This window comes from Deinococcus radiotolerans, assembly GCF_014647435.1.
Classification (GTDB): domain Bacteria; phylum Deinococcota; class Deinococci; order Deinococcales; family Deinococcaceae; genus Deinococcus; species Deinococcus radiotolerans.
In genome coordinates this window covers 71148-91872 of record NZ_BMPE01000006.1, presented here as the reverse complement: position 1 = coordinate 91872, position 20725 = coordinate 71148, and the positions used below count along the sequence as shown (strand labels likewise).

Annotated in this window: 16 protein-coding genes; 9 read left to right on the top strand and 7 right to left on the bottom strand. The window is 69.5% G+C overall.

Going from position 1 to position 20725, the window contains the following annotated elements:
• Positions 1–18: 18 nt before the first annotated feature.
• From IEY63_RS12080 to IEY63_RS12070, 3 genes are all read right to left on the bottom strand, one after another.
• Positions 19–1389 carry a 3-oxoacid CoA-transferase gene (locus tag IEY63_RS12080; protein ID WP_373290912.1) on the bottom strand — a complete coding sequence of 457 codons (1371 nt, stop codon included), beginning with the start codon at positions 1387–1389 and terminating at the stop codon, positions 19–21.
• Complete coding sequence (locus IEY63_RS12075) at positions 1386–2672, bottom strand: thiolase family protein (RefSeq protein ID WP_308425227.1); 1287 nt, start codon at positions 2670–2672, stop codon at positions 1386–1388. The genes IEY63_RS12080 and IEY63_RS12075 overlap by 4 nt, the downstream gene beginning before the upstream one ends.
• 215 nt (positions 2673–2887) lie before the next feature.
• Positions 2888–3103, bottom strand: a complete 216-nt coding sequence (locus IEY63_RS12070; protein WP_189069264.1) for a hypothetical protein — start codon at positions 3101–3103, stop codon at positions 2888–2890.
• A gap of 264 nt (positions 3104–3367) precedes the next feature.
• Between IEY63_RS12070 and pgi the strand changes: the two genes are divergently transcribed.
• Together pgi and IEY63_RS12060 are read left to right on the top strand one after the other, a co-directional pair.
• Positions 3368–4999 carry a glucose-6-phosphate isomerase gene (pgi, locus tag IEY63_RS12065; protein ID WP_189069263.1) on the top strand — a complete coding sequence of 544 codons (1632 nt, stop codon included), beginning with the start codon at positions 3368–3370 and terminating at the stop codon, positions 4997–4999.
• Positions 5000–5245: 246 nt separating this feature from the next.
• The gene (locus IEY63_RS12060; protein WP_189069262.1) at positions 5246–7570 is read left to right on the top strand and encodes an AfsR/SARP family transcriptional regulator; all 2325 of its coding nucleotides are present in this window, start codon (positions 5246–5248) and stop codon (positions 7568–7570) included.
• A gap of 438 nt (positions 7571–8008) precedes the next feature.
• Here IEY63_RS12060 and IEY63_RS12055 read toward each other — a convergent pair whose 3' ends face one another.
• The gene (locus IEY63_RS12055; protein ID WP_189069261.1) at positions 8009–8821 is read right to left on the bottom strand and encodes a pyruvate, water dikinase regulatory protein; all 813 of its coding nucleotides are present in this window, start codon (positions 8819–8821) and stop codon (positions 8009–8011) included.
• Positions 8822–9004: 183 nt separating this feature from the next.
• Here IEY63_RS12055 and ppsA point away from each other — a divergent pair, with 183 nt between their 5' ends.
• Together ppsA and IEY63_RS12045 are read left to right on the top strand one after the other, a co-directional pair.
• Positions 9005–11368, top strand: a complete 2364-nt coding sequence (ppsA, locus tag IEY63_RS12050; protein WP_189069260.1) for a phosphoenolpyruvate synthase — start codon at positions 9005–9007, stop codon at positions 11366–11368.
• Positions 11369–11483: 115 nt separating this feature from the next.
• Positions 11484–11906 carry an EamA family transporter gene (locus IEY63_RS12045; protein WP_189069259.1) on the top strand — a complete coding sequence of 141 codons (423 nt, stop codon included), beginning with the start codon at positions 11484–11486 and terminating at the stop codon, positions 11904–11906.
• A 4-nt stretch (positions 11907–11910) separates the two neighbouring features.
• On the opposite strand, the gene IEY63_RS12040 is transcribed toward IEY63_RS12045, so the two are convergent.
• Together IEY63_RS12040 and IEY63_RS12035 are read right to left on the bottom strand one after the other, a co-directional pair.
• Positions 11911–12549 (bottom strand): response regulator, encoded by a 639-nt coding sequence (locus IEY63_RS12040; protein WP_229784680.1) that lies wholly within the window; start codon positions 12547–12549, stop codon positions 11911–11913.
• 25 nt (positions 12550–12574) lie between these two features.
• Positions 12575–14101: a sensor histidine kinase gene (locus IEY63_RS12035; protein WP_189069258.1), complete on the bottom strand. Its 1527-nt coding sequence runs from the start codon at positions 14099–14101 to the stop codon at positions 12575–12577.
• Positions 14102–14221: 120 nt separating this feature from the next.
• Between IEY63_RS12035 and kdpF the strand changes: the two genes are divergently transcribed.
• The 5 genes from kdpF to IEY63_RS12010 all read left to right on the top strand — a co-directional run bounded on the left by kdpF (position 14222) and on the right by IEY63_RS12010 (position 20005).
• The gene (gene kdpF / locus IEY63_RS22610) at positions 14222–14302 is read left to right on the top strand and encodes a K(+)-transporting ATPase subunit F (RefSeq protein ID WP_373290914.1); all 81 of its coding nucleotides are present in this window, start codon (positions 14222–14224) and stop codon (positions 14300–14302) included.
• A complete protein-coding gene (gene kdpA, locus IEY63_RS12025) occupies positions 14302–16101 on the top strand; it encodes a potassium-transporting ATPase subunit KdpA (protein WP_229784679.1) in 1800 nt (599 codons plus the stop codon). The genes kdpF and kdpA overlap by 1 nt, the downstream gene beginning before the upstream one ends.
• Positions 16098–18131 (top strand): potassium-transporting ATPase subunit KdpB, encoded by a 2034-nt coding sequence (kdpB, locus tag IEY63_RS12020; protein WP_189069256.1) that lies wholly within the window; start codon positions 16098–16100, stop codon positions 18129–18131. The genes kdpA and kdpB overlap by 4 nt, the downstream gene beginning before the upstream one ends.
• Positions 18132–18274: 143 nt before the next feature.
• The gene (gene kdpC / locus IEY63_RS12015; protein ID WP_229784678.1) at positions 18275–18901 is read left to right on the top strand and encodes a potassium-transporting ATPase subunit KdpC; all 627 of its coding nucleotides are present in this window, start codon (positions 18275–18277) and stop codon (positions 18899–18901) included.
• A gap of 33 nt (positions 18902–18934) precedes the next feature.
• A complete protein-coding gene (locus IEY63_RS12010) occupies positions 18935–20005 on the top strand; it encodes a sensor histidine kinase KdpD (RefSeq protein ID WP_189069255.1) in 1071 nt (356 codons plus the stop codon).
• Here the strand turns inward: IEY63_RS12010 and IEY63_RS12005 are convergent.
• On the bottom strand, positions 19992–20702 hold the full coding sequence (locus tag IEY63_RS12005; protein WP_189069254.1) for an HAD family hydrolase: 711 nt from the start codon (positions 20700–20702) through the stop codon (positions 19992–19994). The two genes, IEY63_RS12010 and IEY63_RS12005, sit on opposite strands and share 14 nt — an antisense overlap.
• Positions 20703–20725: the final 23 nt, after the last annotated feature.

The window sequence follows — 20725 nt, the reverse complement described above, 5'->3', positions numbered from 1 at the left end:
GGCCCGCCTCCACTGGATCTACAGCGCTTCCACGAAGGCCGCGCCCGTGGTGGCGCGCACCTCGTCCAGCGTGGCGCCCGGCATCAGCTCCGTCAGGGTCAGCCCCCCATCACTGAACTCGAACACGGCCTTGTCCGTGATGATCATGTTCACTGCGCCACGTGACGTGAGCGGCAGCGTGCAGTCCTGGACGACCTTGGGCGTGCCGTCCGGGTCGGTGTGGGTCATCAGGACGATCAATCGGCGCGCGCCGCTGGCGAGGTCCATGGCGCCACCCACACCCAGCAGGGGCTTACCGGGCACCGCCCAGTTCGCAAGGTTCGCCTGCGCGTCGACCTGTAGGCCCCCCATGACGGCCACGTCCACGTGCCCACCCCGGATCATGCCGAAACTGTCCGCGCTGTCGAAGTAGCTCGCGCCGGGCAGCGCCGTGACCGGGATCTTCCCGGCATTCACCGGGTAGTCCAGCGCGCCGCCCTGCTCGGGGGCGGGCCCGACGCCCAGCATGCCGTTCTCGGTGTGCAGGTTCACGCCGTGCTCGGGCGTGATCAGGTCCGCCACCAGGGTAGGAATGCCGATGCCGAGGTTCACGACGTCCCCGCGCCGCAGTTCCGCCAGGGCGCGGCGGGCCATGTGCATCCGCGCCTCGTCCACCTTCTTGCTGCTGCCCTTCACATCGGCGCTGCTGCCCAGCGCGTCGGCCGTCAGGGTGGCCTGCACGAGGTAATCCACGTACAGCCCGGGCGTGTGCACCTGCTCGGGCGGGATGGTACCCACCGGGACGATCTCCTCCACCTCGGCCACCACCAGGTCCGCGGCGGTGGCCATGGCGCGGTTGAAATTCTGCTCGGTCAGACGGTACTGGAGATTCCCGGCCTCATCGGCCCGCCACGCCCGCACGAACGCCACGTCGCCGCGCAGGGCGGGCACGAAGACCATCTCCCGGCCGTTCAGGACGCGCACGTCCGCATCCCCCGCGATGACGGTTCCGGCGGCAGTGGGCGTGTAGAAGCCCCCGATGCCCGCGCCGCCCGCCCGGAGCGCCTCGGCGAGTGACCCCTGCGGGATGAGCTGCACCTCCAGCCGGCCCTCCTGCGCGGCGGCCACGGCCTCGCGGTTGCTGGTGAAGAACGACCCGATGGCCTTTTTCAGCTGCCCATTGCGGAGCAGGCGCCCGCCGCTCAGGCCCGCCTCGCCCACGTTGTTCGCCACGTACGTCAGGTCCCGCACGTCCGTCTCGGCCAGCGCGTGCACGAGGTGCACCGGGTTGCCGGTCATGCCGAAGCCGCCCACCAGCAGCGTCTGCCCGCTCTTCACGAGCGCGGCGGCCTGGGCCGCGGTGATGACCGGCACGTGCTTCAGACCCGTCTGAGGTGCCGTGGCGGTCATGCCTCGATCCTCTCGATGATCGCGGCCTCGCCCTGCCCGACCCCCACGCACAGCGTCGCCAGTCCGTAGCGGCCTTCACGACGGGCCAGTTCGTGCGTCAGGGCCACGATCAGCCGCGCGCCGCTCATGCCCAGCGGGTGGCCCAGGGCGATGGCGCCGCCGTTCACGTTCACACGCTCCTCGGGCAGCTCCAGTTCGCGGATGCAGGCCAGGGCCTGCGCGGCGAAGGCCTCGTTCAGTTCGATCAGGTCCAGGTCTGCGACGTTCAGGCCGGTGCGCTCCAGAACCTTGCGGGTGGCGGGGATGGGGCCCAGGCCCATCACGCGGGCCTCCACGCCCGCCGCCGCCGCGCCCACCCAGCGGGCCAGCGACGTGACGCCCAGTTCGCGGGCCTTCGCGGCGCTCATCAGGACCAGCGCGGCGGCGCCGTCGTTCAGGCCACTGGCGTTCCCGGCGGTCACGCTGCCGCCCTTGCGGAAGGCAGGTTTCAGGCCCGCCAGGGTCGCCTCGTCGGTGGCGAGGGTGAAGCCGTCGGCGGTGCGGGTCACGCGGGGGTGCTCGTCCGTGTCGAACACGGTCACGCCCTTGCGGCCCTTGACCTGCACAGGCACGATCTCATCCCGGAAACGTCCGGCGTTCAGGGCGTCCAGGGTCTTGCGCTGCGACCCCAGCGCGAACGCATCCTGATCTTCGCGGGTGATCTCGCCCCCAGCATACGCACCCTCGCGGGAGCGCCCCACGATGTTCTCAGCGGTCTCCCCCATCGCCTCCAGCGGGAACAGGGCCTCCAAGGCGGGATTCGGGAAGCGCCAGCCCAGCGTCGTGTCGTACGCGGTGACGTTCCCATTCGCGAAGGCCTGCGCGCCCTTGGGCATCACGAGGGGCGCGCGGGTCATGCTCTCCACGCCGCCCGCCACGTACACGTCCCCGTCGCCGTTCCGGATCGCGCGGGCCGCCGTGTTCACGGCGCTGAGACCCGAGGCGCACAGGCGGTTCACGGTCAGGCCCGCAACCGTGTCCGGCAGGCCCGCCAGAAGGGCGGCCATGCGGGCCACGTTGCGGTTGTCCTCGCCCGCCTGGTTCGCGCAGCCGAGGATCACCTCCTCGATCTGATCGGCGGGCACGCCGCTGCGCGCGACCGCCTCGCGGATGGCAAGGGCGGCCAGGTCGTCAGGCCGGACGGTGGACAGCGCGCCGCGGATCGCGCCGATGGGCGTACGGACGGCCGCGACGATCACCACGTCACGGTCATGCAGGTCTTGAACTCTCAGGGCTGGGGTCACGGTGGATATCCTCCGGTGGAGCAGGCGTGAGGGCCTCCGGCCATGACGCCGAGGGAGGCCCGGGGGAGTGCAGTTGACGGCTGCATTCAAGCGCGCCTGACCCCCGGATGGGAAGGGCCGGTGGCCTGTCAAACGGAACGCCGCCCCTGACACCTGAGAGGCGCGGGGGCGGCGAACAGGACGTGGATGTAAAGCCAGGCCGGGAGCGCAGGCCCTCAGCCCAGGCGGCTGCGGCGCAGGCGGCCCAGCAGCGCGAACACCTGCCGCTGCTCCTCCGCGTGAATGGCGCGGCGAATCGCTTCCGGGGACAGGGGCCGCAGGTCCGCGGCGCTGCTCACCACCGCCGGGGCGTCCCCGTCCGCGCGGCCATCCAGGAAGGGTGTGCCCCAGCGGTTCCATGTCGTTTCCACGTCCCTCACCTTCCTGGTCATATACGGCAGCCTAGCGGGGCGGTTCACACAATTCTCTGACTGACCGCCCCCGAAGTCCTGCGCCCCGACAGCCTCTGGCGTCAGATGCCGTCTCACGGCGCGCGAACCTCTGTTCCGGGCGAATGAAAAACATGAGTTCCCGTGAGAATTCCATTGATGGCCGGGGTCCTCCGCACAGGCTGTCACGCGCCGCGCGGCCACGGCGGTATGCTCCCGGTCGAACCGGCCGCGCCGAGCCCCCAGCGCCGCCAAAGGGAGACCCGCATGACCATCACGCAAACGGCCGCCTGGAGCACTCTGCTCGACCACCACCGCGCCCTGGAGGGCACCCACCTGCGCGACCTCTTCGCGCAGGACCCCAGCCGCGGCGAGCGCCTGACCGCCGAGGGCGCCGGCCTGTACCTCGATTACAGCAAGAACCGCGTGACCGACGAGACCCTGACCCTGCTGCTGAACCTCGCGCGGGACACCGGGGTGAGCGCCAAACGCGACGCCATGTTCGCCGGCGAGAAGATCAACGTGACCGAGGGCCGCGCCGTGCTGCACACCGCCCTGCGCGCGCCCACAGGCACGACTGTGCTCGTGGACGGCCACAACGTCGTCCCCGACGTGCACGAGGTACTGGACCGCATGGCAGCCTTCGCGGATCAGGTGCGCGCCGGGACGTGGCTGGGCTACAGCGGCAAGCCGCTGAAGAACATCGTGAACATCGGCATCGGCGGCAGTGACCTGGGGCCCGTCATGGCCTACGAGGCCCTGAAGCACTACGCGCAGCGGAACCTGACGCTGCGCTTCGTGTCGAACGTGGACGGCACCGACCTGACCGAGAAGACCCGTGACCTCGACCCGGCCGAGACGCTGGTCATCGTGTCGAGCAAGACCTTCACCACGCAGGAGACCATGGCGAACGCCCGCAGCGCCCGCGCGTGGCTCCTCGCGGCGCTGGGGGACGACGCGGCGGTCGCGCGGCACTTCGTGGCTGTCTCCACCAACGCCGAGGCGGTCCAGAAGTTCGGAATCGACACCGCGAACATGTTCGGTTTCTGGGACTGGGTGGGCGGCCGCTACTCCATGGACAGCGCCATCGGCCTGAGCCTGATGCTCGCCGTCGGCCCCACCCAGTTCCACGAACTGCTCGCCGGGTTCCACGCCATGGACGAGCACTTCCGCACCGCCCCGCTGGAACGCAACCTGCCCGTCCTGCTGGGCCTGCTGGGCATCTGGTACAACAACTTCTTTGGCGCGCAGAGCCACGCGGTGCTGCCCTACGACCAGTACCTCGCGTACTTCCCCGCGTACCTGCAACAGCTGGACATGGAAAGCAACGGCAAGCACATCACGCTGGACGGTCAGCCTGTGGATTACCAGACCGGGCCGGTCATCTGGGGGCAGCCCGGCACGAACGGCCAGCACGCCTTCTACCAGCTGATCCACCAGGGCACCAAACTCATCCCCTGCGACTTCATCGGCTTCTGCCAGACCCTCAACCCCCTGCCCCTGGAAGGCGGCGCGCCCCACCACGACCTCCTCATGGCGAACGTGTTCGCGCAGACCGAGGCGCTCGCCTTCGGCAAGAGCCTCCAGCAGGTCCTGGATGAGGGCGTGCCCGCCGACCTTGCCCCGCACCGCGTATTCGACGGGAACCGCCCCACCAACACTATCCTCGCCGACCGCCTCACCCCGCACACGCTGGGCGCCCTGATCGCCCTGTACGAGCACAAGGTCTTCGTGCAGGGCGCCGTGTGGAACATCAACTCCTTCGACCAGTGGGGCGTCGAACTCGGCAAGGTCCTCGCCGGGAAGATCGTCCCCGAACTGCACGCCGATCAGGCACCCGACCTGCACCACGACAGCAGCACCAACGCCCTGATCCGCCGCTACCGCGCGCGCCGCTGACCCGCACTCCCCACCGCCGGAGGCTCCCCCCAGAGCCTCCGGCGTCCCGTCTGGCGACCGTTCGCGCCGGGCACCCGCCCAACCACGCCGTGACTGCACCCCGCTGGTCTTCCCCCGCTGCTCAGACTCTCCCCACCAGCCCCGCACATATCCTGAACAGCCCACAGTTTCTAGGAGGCACAACCTGCTATACAGGGACGCAGATCCCCCCTCAACCCCCCGTTCGAAACCACCCAGGAGACGCCCGTGCGACTCACGTTGCAACCCACGCCCGAACAGGCCAGCGCCCTGAATGACACCCGCACCCACGTCAGCCGCCTGATGAACAGCCTCCTCGTGCAGGCCCGCCGCCAGCCCGACACCCCCACCGACGACCTCCTCGGCGCCCACCCAGACGCCCCCGCCCTGCCCCACGCCACCCGCCGCGCCGCCGCGCAGGCCGCGCACGACGCCCGCCACAACACCCGCGGCGGCCTGAAAGGCGAAAGCTACTGGCTCGACGCCCGCAGCCTGCGCCTCAACCCCGACACCGGCCACGTCACCCTCTGGACACTTCAGGGCCGCCACACCATCCCCACCCGCCTCGGCAACTACCAGCGTCACCTCCTCAAGACCGGGCGCGTCCAGGGGGGCCGCGTCACCCAGGCCAGAAACGGCGACTGGTACGTCAACGTCCAGCTTGACACCCCCGCCCTCCCGCCAGCCAGGACCACAACTGACCCGCTGGCCAGCCGCATCGACCAGCTCGAGCGGGAGGGGAAGTACGCCGAGATTGTGCGACTGCTGCGGCGCCGGAACCTGAGTTCGAAGCAGACTGGCCAGTTGGCGCTCGCCCTGCTCGAGACAGGTGAAACGGACGCCGCTGAGATCCAGCTTCTGCGCGCTGCCGGCGTGCCTCAGCCCGACTCACGCATTCATCTGGGGCTCAGTCTGCTGGCCGCCATGCGCAGCGGCCCTGAAGCCCGCATAGCGCACGCCAAACGCGGGCTGGAAGCGCAGCCGGATGAGGTCACGCGCTGGTGGCTGATCTGCTCGTATTCCCGCGCGCTGGTTGAGCTGGGGAGCGCGCCGGAAGCGCAGAGGATCATGGCGGACCTCCTGGACGAACTGCCAGTTTCAGAGTTGAGGTCGCGCGCCCGGGCGCTGTACTTCGCTCAGAACGTCAGTGCCTCCATGGATGATTTTGAATCTCAGGACCGCTACGCCCGCGAGGCGCTCCGCCTGTTCGACCTGCTGGGCGGACACAGTGAAAGCCTGTCCCTGCGAATGGACCTCGGTTACCGCCTGTTCTTTGAAGGTCGCCCAGAGGAGGCGCTGGCCATGGTGCATGAAGTGCTCAGACGCGCTGAGGAGCTGAATGACCACCGCCGTGACACCACTCACCTGATCCTGGGCGAACTCTACCTTTTACAGGAAAAATTCGACACGGCACTCCATCATCTCAATCTCTCCATCGAGACTCAGAGCACGCAGGGCAGCGACCGCCTGAACGTTCTGGCCCGCGCCTTCCGAGCAGAGTGTCTGTGGCGGATCGGAAAAATCGATCTCAACGTCTTTGAACGGCATATCGACGCGTTGAATCCCAAACAGGAATTCGACCATATCGCTCAGGCCTTTTACGTTGGGCTGATTCACGTTGAGCACCGGCAGTACGATCTGGCCTTGTCCAGGTTTGAGGCAGTCATCGAGGGCGTTGCGCTGCTGGACGGCTTTCGACTGCGATCGCACGCCTTCAGAACGTACTGCCGGTGGCTCATGGATACGCCACTGGCGCAGGCCAGTACTGAACTGATTGAAGTGCTCTCCCGGATTGGCGGTGAGCTGGCTCTCGCCGTTGACACAGACCGGCTGGCTCCCCTGTATGCAGCGTTCGCTGATCTTGAGTTGGGTGGCGGCGCGGCCCGCCGGCTCGCGCTGAGAGCACGGCCCACACTCAGAATCACGTTGCTGGGTAACTTCGGCGTGACAGTCAACGGTGCAGAAGTTCAGATTCGGCTCAAAAAATCACGTGAACTCCTGGCCTTCCTGTGTATGAACGGGGCAGCCACGCGCGATCAGCTGATGACCGCGCTCTGGGACGGCGAGGCACGGAGTGAACTGGGCTCTTATTTCAAGCAGGCACTCCACGCCCTGCGGCAGGCCCTGAAACCCGCGCTCGGCGCTCAGGACCCCCTGCCGCTGAGCAGTGGCACCTACCGATTGGCTGAAAAGTTTGATCTTCGCTGCGACGCCATGGCGCTGCAGAACTGGCAACAGGCCAACAGTTCAGTGGACCGGCATCGTCTGGCGGACACCTATCCAGGTGCTTTCCTGCCGGACGCTGATACCGAGTGGGTCACGGAGGCGAGGGAGTTTCTCGATAATCAGTGGCTCGCCCTGCTGATGTCGGTGGGAAGTGAGGTGGAGATCACCGATCCCGTTGCTGCCGCACACCTGTATCTGAAGGCCACTCACTTCAACCCCGTCTTTGAATCTGCCTGGAGTGCAGCGATCGCCGCGTATGCCAAAGCTGGTCTCTCCCATCTCAGTCAGCACACGCGCGCCGCGGCTAAACGCGCGCTGAACGGCTAAATCAGCAGCCGTTGGCTACATCAGCCTGATGATCCCTCAACACAGAAAGATCATTGGCCGTCAGTTAACCACCCTTCTGCCACACTAGCTTCAGTCAAGCAAGTCCGGAGGTTAAGAAATATGAAGAGTATTTTTGGACGTAGCGTTATTCTTGTCTTGTTCCTACTAACACAGGTCAAGGCTGCGCCCGATCTCCATACTGAACTTGACTGCTGTATCACTGGTCAAGGGCCAGCCAGCAACACCAAATAACTTCACCTTCTTCGTTCGCGGTTTTGAGTCGAGCGTCTTCTCCAGCGTCTTCCTGATTCGTTTTCCAGCTTGTCTTCTCTTTCGTCTTCTTCAGCGTCTTCTCTTTCGTCTTCTTGCGTTTTCTCTGACTCTGGGGGTTCCGGGCGTGCAGCCGGAACCCCCGGCCGCGTTGTTTATTGGCTGGGTTTACTGACTGGCGCGCAGGGCGCTGAGGATGGCGGCGGCGATCTCCTCGACGCTGGCGCTGGTGGTGTCGCGGACTGGAATGCCCGCGCGCTGGAAGAGGCGTTCGGCGCGGCGGACCTCGTGTTCGCACTGTTCGAGGCTGGCGTAGCGGCTGCCGGGTTTGCGCTGGGTGCGGATCGCGTGGAGGCGGCGCGGGTCGATGGTGAGGCCGTGGAGTTTGTGTCGGTGCGGTTCGAGGGGGATGGGGAGGCCGGTGCGGTCGAAGTCGTCCTCGGCGAGGGGGTAGTTGCTGGCGCGGACGCCGTGCTGGAGGGCGAGGAAGAGGCTGGTGGGGGTCTTGCCGGCGCGGGAGACGCCCACCAGGATGACGTCGCTCAGGCCGTACTGTTTGTCGCCGATGCCGTCGTCGGTGGCGAGCGCGAAGTCGAGGGCGTCCATGCGGGAGAGGTACGCTTCGCTGTCGTGCATGTCGTGGTGCCGGCCGATCTGGCGGACGGCGGGTGTGCCGAACTGCGTCTCCAGGGTGCTCAGGCCTGGGCCGAGGAGGTCGAAGACCTCGGCAGGTGCGGTCTGGAGTTCGTGCAGGACGTCGGGTTGGGTGACGGTGGTGAAGATGATGGGGTGTTCGCCGCGGTCGTGCAGGGCGGTGACTTCGCGGCAGACGGCGCGGGCAGCCTGATGATCGGCGGTGAAGGGACGGCGCAGGTAGCGTAGAGGCTGGCTGGGGAAGTGGGCGAGGAGGGCGCGGGCCATGTTCTCGGCGGTGAGGCCGGTGTGGTCGCTGACGATCACGACGGTGCGGGGTTCAGGCATGGGTTCAGCGTGACATGCGGGGGCGGGTGGGTCCTGCCGGGTTCGGGCTGTCTGGACGTATGGCCGGGTGTTACCCGGTGGGTGGCTGCGCGGGGGAGCGGCGTCCGGTAAGGTGGGGGGAGCAGGACACACTAATTCGCCCCTTTCCAGTGCGCTGGATCTTCGCAGGAACGGTGAAAACCAATGGATATGATTCGCGTCTTCGATACACTAAGGATGACCGACGTGGAGATCGTCGGTGGGAAGAACGCCTCGCTGGGTGAACTCATCCAGGGCCTCTCGGGGGCCGGCGTGCGCGTGCCTGGGGGTTTTGCCACCACCGCTGACGCCTTCCGGCTGTTCCTTCAGGAGAACCAGATCGAGGAGAGCATCAATGCCCGCCTGACCGCCCTGGACGTGAATGACGTCGTGGCGCTGGCGCAGGCGGGCCGCGAGATCCGCGCGCAGGTCGAGGCCGCCACCCTCCCCGCTGCGCTGGAAGGGGCGATCCGCGACGCGTACGCTGCGATGACCGCCGAGTCCGGCGGTACCGAGCCGGACGTGGCCGTGCGCTCCAGCGCCACCGCCGAGGACCTGCCCGAGGCGAGCTTCGCCGGGCAGCAGGAGACGTTCCTGAACGTGCGCGGCATCGACAGCGTGCTGCATCACGTGCGGCTGGTGTTCGCCAGTCTGTACAACGACCGCGCCATCAGCTACCGCGTGCACCACGGCTTCGCGCACAGCGAGGTGGCCCTGTCGGCCGGCGTGCAGCGCATGGTCCGCAGTGATCTGGGCGCGTCCGGCGTGGCGTTCACGCTGGATACCGAGAGCGGGTACCGCGACGCGGTCCTCGTGACCAGTTCGTACGGGCTGGGCGAGATGGTCGTGCAGGGAGCCGTGAACCCGGACGAGTTCTTCGTGTACAAACCCGCCCTGAACGCGGGCCGCAAGGCGATCCTGCGCCGCACGCTGGGCAGCAAGCAGAAGCGGATGGAGTACGCCCCGGAAGGCGGCGTGCAGACCGTGGACGTGCCCACCGAGCAGCAGCGGGCGTTCAGCCTGTCCGATGAGGACCTCACGGAGCTCGCGCGGCAGTGCGTGACCATCGAGAACCATTACGGCCGCCCCATGGACATCGAGTGGGGCAAGGACGGCCGCGACGGCCTGATCTACATCCTGCAGGCGCGCCCGGAGACGGTGCAGAGCCGCACCGGCAAGACCCTGGAACGCTTCGAACTGACTGGGAAGGGCCCGGTGCTCGTGGAGGGCCGCGCGGTCGGGAACCGCATCGGGGCGGGCGTCGTGCGGGTCGTGCGGGACGTGTCGCAGATGGACAGCGTGCAGGACGGCGACGTGCTGGTCGCGGACATGACCGACCCGGACTGGGAACCCGTCATGAAACGCGCCTCGGCCATCGTCACGAACCGCGGTGGGCGCACCTGCCACGCGGCGATCATCGCCCGCGAACTCGGCATTCCGGCCGTGGTCGGCACCGGGAACGCCACCCGTGAGCTGCGCAGCGGGCAGGAGGTCACGGTGTCCTGCGCCGAGGGCGACACCGGCTTCGTGTACGAGGGCCGCCTCGCGTTCCGCGTGAACCGCGTCGAGCTGAGCAACATGCCCGAGGTCGGCATGAAGATCATGATGAACGTCGCCTCGCCCGACCGCGCGTTCTCCTTCGCGGCGCTGCCGCACGAGGGCGTGGGCCTGGCCCGCGTGGAGTTCATCTGCTCGAACGTGATCGGCATTCACCCCCGCGCGCTGCTGGACTACCCGAACGTCCCCGACGACGTGCGGGCGCAGATCGAGGACCGCACCGCTGGGTACGCCTCACCTCGTGACTTCTTCCGCGAGAAGCTGGCCGAGGGCGTCGCCAGCATCGCCGCCGCGTTCGCCCCGAAACCCGTGATCGTGCGCCTGAGCGACTTCAAGAGCAACGAGTACGCGCACCTCATCGGCGGCCCGGCCTACGAGCCCACCGAGGAGAACCCCATGATTGGCTTCCGGGGTGCGAGCCGCTACCGCAGCGCGGATTTCGCCGCCGCGTTCGCCCTGGAGTGCGAGGCGATCAAGTCTGTCCGGGACGACATGGGTCTCACGAACGTGCAGGTTATGATCCCCTTCGTCCGCACCGTCGGCGAGGCCAAGCAGATCATCGAGATCCTGGGGCGCAACGGTCTGAAGCGCGGAGAGAACGGCCTGAAGATCATCATGATGTGCGAGATTCCCAGCAACGCCATCCTCGCCGACCAGTTCCTCGAACACTTCGACGGCTTCAGCATCGGCAGCAACGACCTCACGCAGCTGACCCTGGCGCTGGACCGCGACTCGGGCCTCGTGGCGGACCTGTTCGACGAGCAGAACGAGGCGGTGCTGGCCCTGATGAGTCAGGCCATCCAGGCGGCCAAGCGCGCCGGGAAGTACGTCGGCATCTGCGGTCAGGGCCCCAGCGACCACCCCGCCCTCGCCCAGTGGCTCATGGAGCAGGGCATCGACTCGGTCAGCCTCAACCCCGACAGCGTGCTGGGCACCTGGCTGCACCTCGCCGGGGAAAGCGTCCCGGCGTAAGGCCTCCCGCAGGGCTGGCCCGGCATCTTCTGCCGGGCCAGCTTCGTCGTCTTCTGTGGCCTGTGCCGCTCGCCGGGAGGCGCGCCTGCGGCTCCTGAGCCTCTACACTGCCGGTATGCCTCAGTGGATCTTCTGGGCGGTGCTGTCCATGTTCTTCGCGGGGTTCACGTCCGTGATCGCGAAGCAGGGTCTGGCCGGCATCAGCGGCGAGCTGGGCCTGACGATCCGGACGGTGTTCGTCTTCGTGTTCGTGCTGCTGTTCGCGGCGCTGTTCGTGCCCTGGCGGGACGTGGCAGGCGTGCGGGCCGTGAACCTGTGGTGGCTGGGCGCGTCCGGCGTGACGACGGCGCTGTCATGGATCTTCTATTACAAGGCGCTGAAGGTGGGGGACGTGGCGACGGTCGCGCTGATCGACAAGGGCAGCGTGGTCGTGGCGATGATCCTGGCGGCGTGGTTGCTGCGGGAGCACATCACGCCGCGCATGCTGGTGGGCGCGGGGCTGATCGTGTCGGGCCTGCTGGTGATCGCGCGGCGCTAGAGGGCTACAGCAGGCCCTGCCGGAGCGCCTGCACGGCGGCCTGGGTGCGGTCGGCGGCGTGGAGTTTCACGAGGATCTCCTGCACGTGGAGTTTCACGGTGCTGACGCTGATGCCCAGGCTGGCGGCAATGTCGCGGTTGCCCTGCCCGTCGGCGATGAGGCGCAACACCTCGGTCTCGCGTGGGGTGAGGGGTGAGGTCGCGTGGGGCGTACGGATGCTGCCCAGCACGTGGTGCGCGATCTGCGGATCGAGGTACGCGCTGCCGGATGCCGCGGCGCGGATGCCGAGCAGCAGCAGGTCCGGGTCGGCGCTCTTGAGACAGTAGGCGTGCGCACCGGACGCCAGCGCGGCCAGCACCTCGTCGCGCAGGTCGTGCGCGGTGAGCATCACCATGCGGACCTGCGGGTAGCGGCGGCCGATCTCGGCGGCGGTCTGGATGCCGTCCATGCCGGGCAGGCCAATATCGAGCACGGCGACGTGGACGGGTTGCGGCCCGGTCTGGGTGCGGGCCAGGACGTCCAGGGCCTCCTCGCCGCTGCGGGCCTCGGCGGTGACGCGCAGGTCGAGTTCGAGGTTGATGGCGGCGCGCAGGCCGTCGCGGGTGAAGGCGTGATCCTCGACGAGCAGGACGTGGGTGATCACGCGGGGTTCCGGTGGGGGGATGCGGTCATGCGTCCTCCAGGGGCAGGGTGAGGGTGAAGACGCTCTGGGTGCGGGCGGTGCGGGCGTACGTGACGGTCCCGCCGTGGCGTTCGGCGATGCGGCGGGTGAGGTACAGGCCCAGGCCGGTGCCGCCGCCGGCGCCGCCGGAGCGGAAGCGCTGGAAGAGGGTGGGGACGCGCGGCGCGCTGACGCCGGGGCCGCTGTCGAGGATGCTGAGGATCGCCTCGCCGTCCGCCCGGGCCAGGGTGACGTGCACGGCGCTGCCGGGCGGGGCGTAGCGGACGGCGTTGTCGAGGAGGTTCTGCACGGCGCGGCGCAGGTCGTGTTTGCGTCCGGGGACGCGCGCGCCGTCCAGGGTGGGTTCGATGGTCACGCCGCGCGCGGCGGCAGTGGACTGGAGCTGCTCGGTGACGTTCAGGACGAGGTCCCGCAGCGGCACGCTCTGGAGTTCGCTGTCCTCCTCGCCGCTCTCGTACTTGGCGACCAGGAGCAGCTGATCGGCCAGGGTGAGCAGGGCGGCGTTGGCGTCCAGGCCGTTGCGGAGCGTGGCGGCGTAGTCGTCCGGGAGGGGACCGTAGGCGCCTTTCAGGGCCGAGCGCATGTTCACGGCGTTCGCCATGAGCGGGGTGCGCAGGTCGTGACTGAAGGAGTAGATGAGGTCCTGGAGGAGCTCCCCGCGTTCCTGGAGCTGGGCCTGCCGGGCGTGCAGGTCGTCGAGCAGCGCGGTGCGGTCCAGCAGTGGCTGGAGGGTCTGCACGGCTTCCGAGAGCTGGTCGGGGGGGGCGGCGGGGCGGGTGAGGAGGATCAGGAGTTCCGGGTCGCTGGGGCGGGTGAGGCGGGCCACAAAGGTGTCGCCGCCGCCGACCGCCCACACCTGATCAGGTCTCTCCTGCCCTGGGTCGCGGGTGGCGGGGCGGGCCAGCAGGTCCAGGGGCAGGCGGCGGCCCAGGCTGCCCTCGCCAGGGCCGGTGTAGGCGTGGGGTTCGCGCAGCACGGCGCGGTCAACGCTGCCGATCTCGACGGCGGCCGCGCCGGTCAGGGCCTGGAGGGCGTGAGCGGCGCGCGTCACGAACTGCGCCTGGGTGAGGGGACCGCTGACCGCCTCGATCAGGGCGCGCAGGGCGCGTTCGCGCTGGAGGCGGCGTTCCTCCTCGTGCAGGCGGGCGGCGCGGGTGGCGGCCTCACGCGCGCGCAGGCTCAGGACGCCCACGAGCAGCGCGGCGAGGATGCTCACGGCGCGGTTGCCGAGGTCGGTGGGGGTCGCGCCGTCCCGCGTGGCGTTCACGAGGCCCGCCAGGACATTCCCGGTGACGGCCAGCGCGGTGAGGTTCACGGTGGCGCGCCGCGTGGCGCCCAGCGCGGCCAGGGCCAGCGGGGCGCTGACCAGGGTGCCGATGACCAGGGACGCCGGGGTGAGGATGTCCGTCAGGACGATGGCGGTGATCAGGCCCGCGCTGGCGGCCAGCAGGCGGCGTTCGCTGCGTTCCGGGGTGGTGGGGGTGGCCGGGTCAGGGGTGGCTGGGGTGGTCATGTGGCGTCTGGCGTTCAGCGTAGGGGCGCGGTGGGCGGCGTGGGGACTGGCCATCTGGCCAGGGGGGTGGGCCGGTCGGAGCATACCGCCCGGGTGGGGGGGCGGCGCAGGCTGGGCGGCATGAACGCACTGCTTCTCATTCTGGTGCTGGCGCTGGGCGCGTATCTGCTGTACGCCCTGGTGAAGGCGGAACGGTTCTGATGGATATCCTGCTCACCTACGGGCTGGCGCTGGCGCTAGCCCTTCCCCTGGGGCTGTTCATGGCCCGGCTGATGGAGGCCCCGGCGCCCCGGATGACGGCGGGGCTGCTGCGCGCGTGCGGCGTGGACGCCGCGCGGGGCATGTCGTGGCGCGCGTACGTGGGGGCGCTGCTGGGCACGAACGTGATCGTGGGGCTGGTGGCGCTGGCCACCTACCTGCTGCAGGGAGGCCTGCCGCTGAACCCGGACGGCATCGCCAATCTACGCTGGGACACGGCGGTGCACACGATGGCGTCGTTCATCACGAACACGAACCAGCAGCATTACAGCGGCCAGAGTGGCCTGTCGTACCTGTCGCAGATGCTGGGCATCACGGCGCTGCAGATCTTCACCCCGGCGGTGGGGTTCGCGGCGCTGTTCGCGGTGCTGCGCGGGCTGCGCGGAGACGCGCACCTGGGGAACTACTTTCTGGACGTGACGCGCGGCGCGGCGCTGCTGACGGTCTCATCGGCGGTGCTGGCGCTGCTGCTGACGTGGCAGGGCGTGCCGAGCACCTTCGCGGGCGCGCGTACGGCGACGCTGGTGCAGCCTCAGACCGTGGGGGGGCAGGCGGTGACCACGCAGACCATCCCGGTGGGGCCGGTCGCGCCGATGGTGGCGATCAAGCAGCTGGGCACGAACGGGGGCGGCTGGTACGGGCCGAACTCGACGGTGCCGCTGGAGAACCCCACGCCGCTGTCGAACCTGCTGGAGACGGTCAGCATCATCCTGTTCCCGCTGGCGCTGGTCGTGGCGACCGGCCGGTTCCTGCGCCGCCCGCGCTTCGGGCTGGTGCTGATGGGCGTCATGAGCGCGCTGTCGGCGGCGCTGATGCTGGGCGCGGTGCTCGCCGAGCGGATGCCGAACGCCGCCCTGGCCGGTCTGTCCGCGCTGGGCCCGAACATGGAAGGCAAGGAGGTGCGCCTGGGTGCGGACGCGACGGCGCTGTGGGCCGCGCTGACCACGCAGACGAGTAACGGCAGCGTGAACGGCATGCTGGATTCGTTCACGCCGCTGGGCGGGCTGGTGCCGCAGCTGGGCATGTTCCTGAACGACGTGTACGGAGGCATCGGCGTCGGGCTGATCAACATGCTGGTGTTCGTGATCCTGACGGTGTTCGTGGCGGGCCTGATGGTGGGCCGCACGCCGGAACTGTTCGGCCGGAAGATCGAGGCGCCCGAGATCAAGCTGGCGTCACTGATCCTGCTGCTGCAGCCGCTGCTGGTGCTGGGCTTCACGGCGCTGGCCCTGGCGAATCCGGCGGTCACGGCCAACTCAAACCCCGGCTTCCACGGGCTGTCGCAGGTGCTGTACGAGTACAACTCGGCGTTCGCGAACAACGGCAGCGGCTTCGAGGGTCTGGGCGACAACACGCCCTGGTGGAACCTCAGCTGCGCGCTGGTGCTGCTGCTGGCCCGTTTCCTGCCGATCGTGGGGCCGCTGGCGATCGCGGGCCTGCTGGCCGCCAAACGCGCCGCGCCTGAAGGCAGCGGGACGCTACGGGTGGACACGCCGGTGTTCGCCGGGATGCTCCTGAGCGTGATGCTGCTGCTGCAGCTCCTGAACTTCGCCCCGGCGCTGGTGCTGGGCCCGGTGGCGGAACAGATGACCCTTTGCGGGTCACGTCCCGGATGTGACCCCGAGCGGAGCAAGCAGCAACCGACGGGACGGACGGAGCGGAGGGACGGTCAGGTGCTGTCCCTGACTGGCCCGCAGTGGAGTCCGGCCCCCCTGACCCTCGTGAAGGACGTGACGAAATGACCGCTGTGCCGCAGAAAACCCCGAAGGGGGGCGTGTTCGCCCCGGCGCTGATGCGCGCCGCGCTGAGGGCCGCCTTCGTGAAACTCGATCCGCGCTTCATGGTGCGCAGCCCGGTGATGTTCGTGGTGCTGCTGGGCGGCGTGCTGACGCTGCTGCTGACCGTGCAGGCCGCCGCGAGTGGGCAGGCGTGGGGCTACCCGGCGGGCGTGACGGTCTGGCTGCTGTTCACGGTGGTGTTCGCGAACTTCGCCGAGGGGCTGGCCGAGGCGCGCGGGAAGGCGCAGGCGGCCACACTCCGTTCGGCGCGCGAGGACACCCCGGCCCGCCGGGTGCTGGACGGCCGCGAGGAGGTCATCCCCAGCACGGGGCTGCGGCGCGGGGACGTGATCGTGGTGCAGGCGGGCGAGATGATCCCCGGCGACGGCGAGGTCGTCGAGGGGCTGGCGGCGGTGGACGAGAGTGCCATCACGGGTGAGAGCGCCCCGGTGATCCGCGAGGCGGGCACCGACCACAGCGGCGTGACGGGCGGGACGCGCGTGCTGTCCGACCGGATCGTGGTGCGGGTGACGTCGCAGCCCGGCGAGAGCTTCCTCGACCGCATGATCGCGCTCGTCGAGGGCGCCAGCCGCCAGAAGACCCCGAACGAACTGGCCCTGTCGATCCTGCTAGCCGCACTGACGCTGGTGTTCCTGATCGTCGTGGCGACCCTGCTGCCCCTGTCGCGCTTCGCGGGGGCGACAGTGGACGTGGTGACGCTCGCAGCGCTGCTCGTGTGCCTGATTCCCACGACGATCGGCGGTCTGCTGCCCGCCATCGGCATCGCGGGCATGGACCGGGCCTTGCAGGCGAACGTGATCGCCAAGAGCGGTAAGGCGGTCGAGGTGGCCGGGGACGTGGACATCCTGCTGCTCGACAAGACCGGCACGATCACCGTCGGGGACCGTCAGGCGACGCGCTTCCTGCCGCTGCCCGGCGTGAGCGGCGAGGAACTGGCGGGCGCGGCGGCGCTGGCCTCGGCGGCGGACCCCACCCCGGAAGGCAAGAGCATCGTGACGCTGGCCCGCACGCAGGGCGTGACGCCCGCCACCCCGGCGGACGCGGCGTTCATCGAGTTCACCGCGCAGACCCGCATGAGCGGCGTGGACGCGGGCGGCGTGAGCATCCGCAAGGGCGCCGCCGACCGCATCACCCGCCTGGCCCGCGAGCGGGGCGGCAACGTCCCCACCGAACTGTCCCCGCTGGTGGATGAGGTGGCCCGCGCGGGCGGCACGCCCCTCGTGGTGCTCCGGGACGAACGCGTTCTGGGCGTGGTGGCCCTGTCGGACGTGGTGAAGCCCGGCATGCGGGAACGCTTCGAGCAGCTGCGCCGCATGGGGCTGCGCACCGTGATGATCACCGGGGACAACCCCCTGACCGCCGAGGCGATCGCCCGCGAGGCCGGCGTGGACGGCTTCCTGGCCGAGGCGACGCCCGAGGACAAGCTCGCCATGATCCGCGAGGAGCAGCGCGGTGGGAAGCTGGTCGCCATGATGGGCGACGGCACGAACGACGCCCCCGCCCTGGCGCAGGCAGACGTGGGCCTCGCCATGCAGAGCGGCACGCAGGCGGCCAAGGAAGCAGCGAACATGATCGACCTGGACTCCGACCCCACCAAGCTGATCGAGGTCGTGGAGATCGGCAAGGGCCTGCTGATGACGCGCGGCGCACTGACGACCTTCTCGATCGCGAACGACGTCGCCAAGTACTTCGCGATCCTCCCCGCGCTGTTCGCCACGCAGATTCCCGCGCTGGCCCCGCTGAACGTGATGGACCTGCGCAGCCCGCAGAGCGCGATCCTGTCCGCCGTGATCTTCAACGCGCTGGTCATCCCGGCCCTGATTCCGGTGGCGCTGCGCGGCGTGCGTTACTCGCCCGGCAGTGCCGACGCTCTGCTGGCCCGCAACCTGCTGATCTACGGGCTGGGCGGCGTGCTCGTGCCGTTCGTGGGCATCAAGCTCATCGACGTGCTGCTCGGACTGGTTGGCGCTTAACGACTCCGGTTGAGGGGGGAGGAACCCCTTCAACCCGAGCGGCTGCGATTAGGAACAGACGGACTCCGGACTAGGACACCACACCTTCCCGGCGAGGTCTGGGGGACCGCTCCCCCAACTCGCCTCACCCAAGAGGTTTCATCATGACCCTGAACGACATGCCCTCCCCTGTCCTTTCTGAACCCGACTTTTCTGACGCGCCTCAGCCGGGGTGGAGCGCTTGGCTGCGCTTCTCGGCGCTGTGGCTGGTGCTGGGCGGCCTCGCGTACCCGGCGGTGACGACCGCGCTGGGCGGCGCGTTGTTTCCCGCGCAGGCGACCGGTTCCCTGATCCGCGACCGGGGCCGGGTGGTCGGCTCGGCGCTGATCGGGCAGCCCTTCACGGGGGACCGGTACTTCATCGGGCGGCCCAGCGCCGCCGGGAGCGGGTACGACCCGGTGAACGCGTCGGGCAGCAATCTCGCCGTGAGCAACCCGGCACTGCGGGAGCGCGTGCAGGCCCAGGCGCAGGCCATTGCGGCGCGGGAGAACATCCCCGTCACGCAGATTCCGGTGGATCTGCTCACCGCGAGCGGCAGTGGCCTCGACCCGCACGTGTCTCCGGCGGGGGCAGCGGTGCAGGTGGCGCGGGTGGCGCGCGCGCGCGGCCTGACGGACGCGCAGGTGCAATCGCTGGTGCGGGATCACACCGAGCGGGGCGTGCTGGGCCTGGGGCAACCCGGCGTGAACGTGCTGGAACTGAACCTCGCCCTGGACCGGCTGGGACGGTGAGTCGTCACGCCGCCTGAACCCGAGCGGCTGGCGATGCCCGGCGCCGCCCGCCCGGCGCGGGGTCGGCACCGGGTGTTCGTGGGCATGGCGGCGGGGGTCGGGAAGACCACCCGCGCGCTCAGTGAACTGCGCGACCGCCTGGAGCGCGGCGAGGACGCCCTGATCGGCGTGCTGGAAACGCACGGGCGGGCGTTCACGCAGGCGGCCGCGGCGGGCCTGCCGGTCTTCCCGCGGCTGGAGGTCGTGCGGGGCGGCGTGACGCTGGGTGAACTGGACGTGGCGGGCCTGATCGCGCGCCGTCCGGACGTGGTGCTCGTGGATGAACTGGCGCATTCGAACGCGCCGGGCAGCGCGCGGGAGAAGCGCTGGATGGACGTCGAGGCGCTGCTAGACGCAGGCGTGAACGTGCTGTCCACCGTGAACGTGCAGCACCTGGAGTCCCTGCACGACACGGTGGCGCGCCTGACCGGCGTGCGCGTCCGCGAGCGCATCCCGGACGCCGTGCTGCGCGGCGCGGACGAACTGGTGCTCGTGGACCTGACACCTGCCGACCTGCGCGAGCGGGTGCGGTCCGGCGCGGTGTACGGCGCGGAGCGGGCCGAGCACGCCCTGACGAACTTCTTCACGCTGCCGAACCTGACGGCGCTGCGGGAACTGGCGCTGCGGCAGGTGGCGCACGTCGTCGAGCAGGGCGCGGCCGGTCTGGCGGCAGGCCTGGGCGTGCAGGAGCGCGTGGTGGTCGCTGTGGCCGCCGAGGAGACCGGCGCGCGTCTGATCCGCCGCGGCGGGCAGCTCGCGCAGCGCCTGCATGCCGACCTTCAGGTCGTGACCGTACGGTCCGAGCGGATCAGTGCCGAGCGTGCGCGGCTGCTCGACACCTTCCGCGCGGTCACGGTCGCGCTGGGCGGGGAATTCATCGTGCTTGACCCGGCGGGCGGCGTGGCGGCCACCCTGATCCGGCACGTGCAGGCCGCGCATGCCACGCAGGTCGTGCTGGGCGAGAGCAGCCGCTCCCGCTGGGAGGAATTCCTGCGGGGGGACATTATCCGCTCGGTGCTGCGGCAGACGCGCAACGTGGACGTGTACGTCATCACCCGCGAGTAAGGACCGGTACGCCCAGCGCGGCGGGCAGGTCGGCCAGCCGCGATGCGACCGGCACGGCCGGGTCGGGCCCGGTCGTCCCTGCGCGGTTCACCCACACCGCCCGCAGTCCGGCCCGGCGGGCGCCCTGCACGTCCTTCTCCCAGGAGTCCCCCACCATCACGGCCTCCTGTGGAGTGACGGCCAGCGCGGCGCAGGCGGCGTGGTAGGCGCGCGGGTCGGGTTTCGCCGCCGGGACCTCCTCGACGCACAGCACCGCGTCCACCAAGGTGTCCAGACCGAAGTGCGCGAGTTTCAGGGCCTGCACCTCGCGCACGTAGTTCGTCAGGACGGCCAGTCGCAGCCCGGCGGCGCGCAGGTCCCGCAGCACGTCCGCCGCGCCGGGCAGGGGCGCCCAGGCGGCGCGGTACGCCTCCCGGTACGTGACGGTCGCCGCCTCGCCGTCCGGATCGGGCACGCCCAGCTCGGTCAGGAGGCGCGTGAAGCGCAGCACCCGCGCGCCGTGTGCGGTCAGCTCGCCCCGGAACAGCAGCGGGTCGATGGCGCGGATGTGCGCCGCGTGCCGCGCGAACAGCTCAGCGGGCGAAACGCTCAGGCCAGACTGCGCCGCCAGGGCACGCAGGCCCGCGTACGTGCAGCCCGTATCGTCGAACAGCGTGTCGTCCAGGTCGAAAATCACGGCGCGCAGAGGCAGAGTCACCGCCCGACTCTACCCCCTGTGCC

What these genes read in the sequence shown, in the direction of transcription:
- ppsA (WP_189069260.1), top strand. Translation starts at nt 9,005, where the DNA reads ATGGATATGATTCGCGTCTTCGATACACTAAGGATGACCGACGTGGAG.
- IEY63_RS12070 (WP_189069264.1), bottom strand. Translation starts at nt 3,103, where the DNA reads ATGACCAGGAAGGTGAGGGACGTGGAAACGACATGGAACCGCTGGGGC.
- IEY63_RS12055 (WP_189069261.1), bottom strand. Translation starts at nt 8,821, where the DNA reads ATGCCTGAACCCCGCACCGTCGTGATCGTCAGCGACCACACCGGCCTC.
- kdpF (WP_373290914.1), top strand. Translation starts at nt 14,222, where the DNA reads ATGAACGCACTGCTTCTCATTCTGGTGCTGGCGCTGGGCGCGTATCTG.
- kdpB (WP_189069256.1), top strand. Translation starts at nt 16,098, where the DNA reads ATGACCGCTGTGCCGCAGAAAACCCCGAAGGGGGGCGTGTTCGCCCCG.
- IEY63_RS12045 (WP_189069259.1), top strand. Translation starts at nt 11,484, where the DNA reads ATGCCTCAGTGGATCTTCTGGGCGGTGCTGTCCATGTTCTTCGCGGGG.
- pgi (WP_189069263.1), top strand. Translation starts at nt 3,368, where the DNA reads ATGACCATCACGCAAACGGCCGCCTGGAGCACTCTGCTCGACCACCAC.
- IEY63_RS12080 (WP_373290912.1), bottom strand. Translation starts at nt 1,389, where the DNA reads ATGACCGCCACGGCACCTCAGACGGGTCTGAAGCACGTGCCGGTCATC.
- IEY63_RS12010 (WP_189069255.1), top strand. Translation starts at nt 18,935, where the DNA reads ATGCCCGGCGCCGCCCGCCCGGCGCGGGGTCGGCACCGGGTGTTCGTG.
- kdpC (WP_229784678.1), top strand. Translation starts at nt 18,275, where the DNA reads ATGACCCTGAACGACATGCCCTCCCCTGTCCTTTCTGAACCCGACTTT.
- kdpA (WP_229784679.1), top strand. Translation starts at nt 14,302, where the DNA reads ATGGATATCCTGCTCACCTACGGGCTGGCGCTGGCGCTAGCCCTTCCC.
- IEY63_RS12035 (WP_189069258.1), bottom strand. Translation starts at nt 14,101, where the DNA reads ATGACCACCCCAGCCACCCCTGACCCGGCCACCCCCACCACCCCGGAA.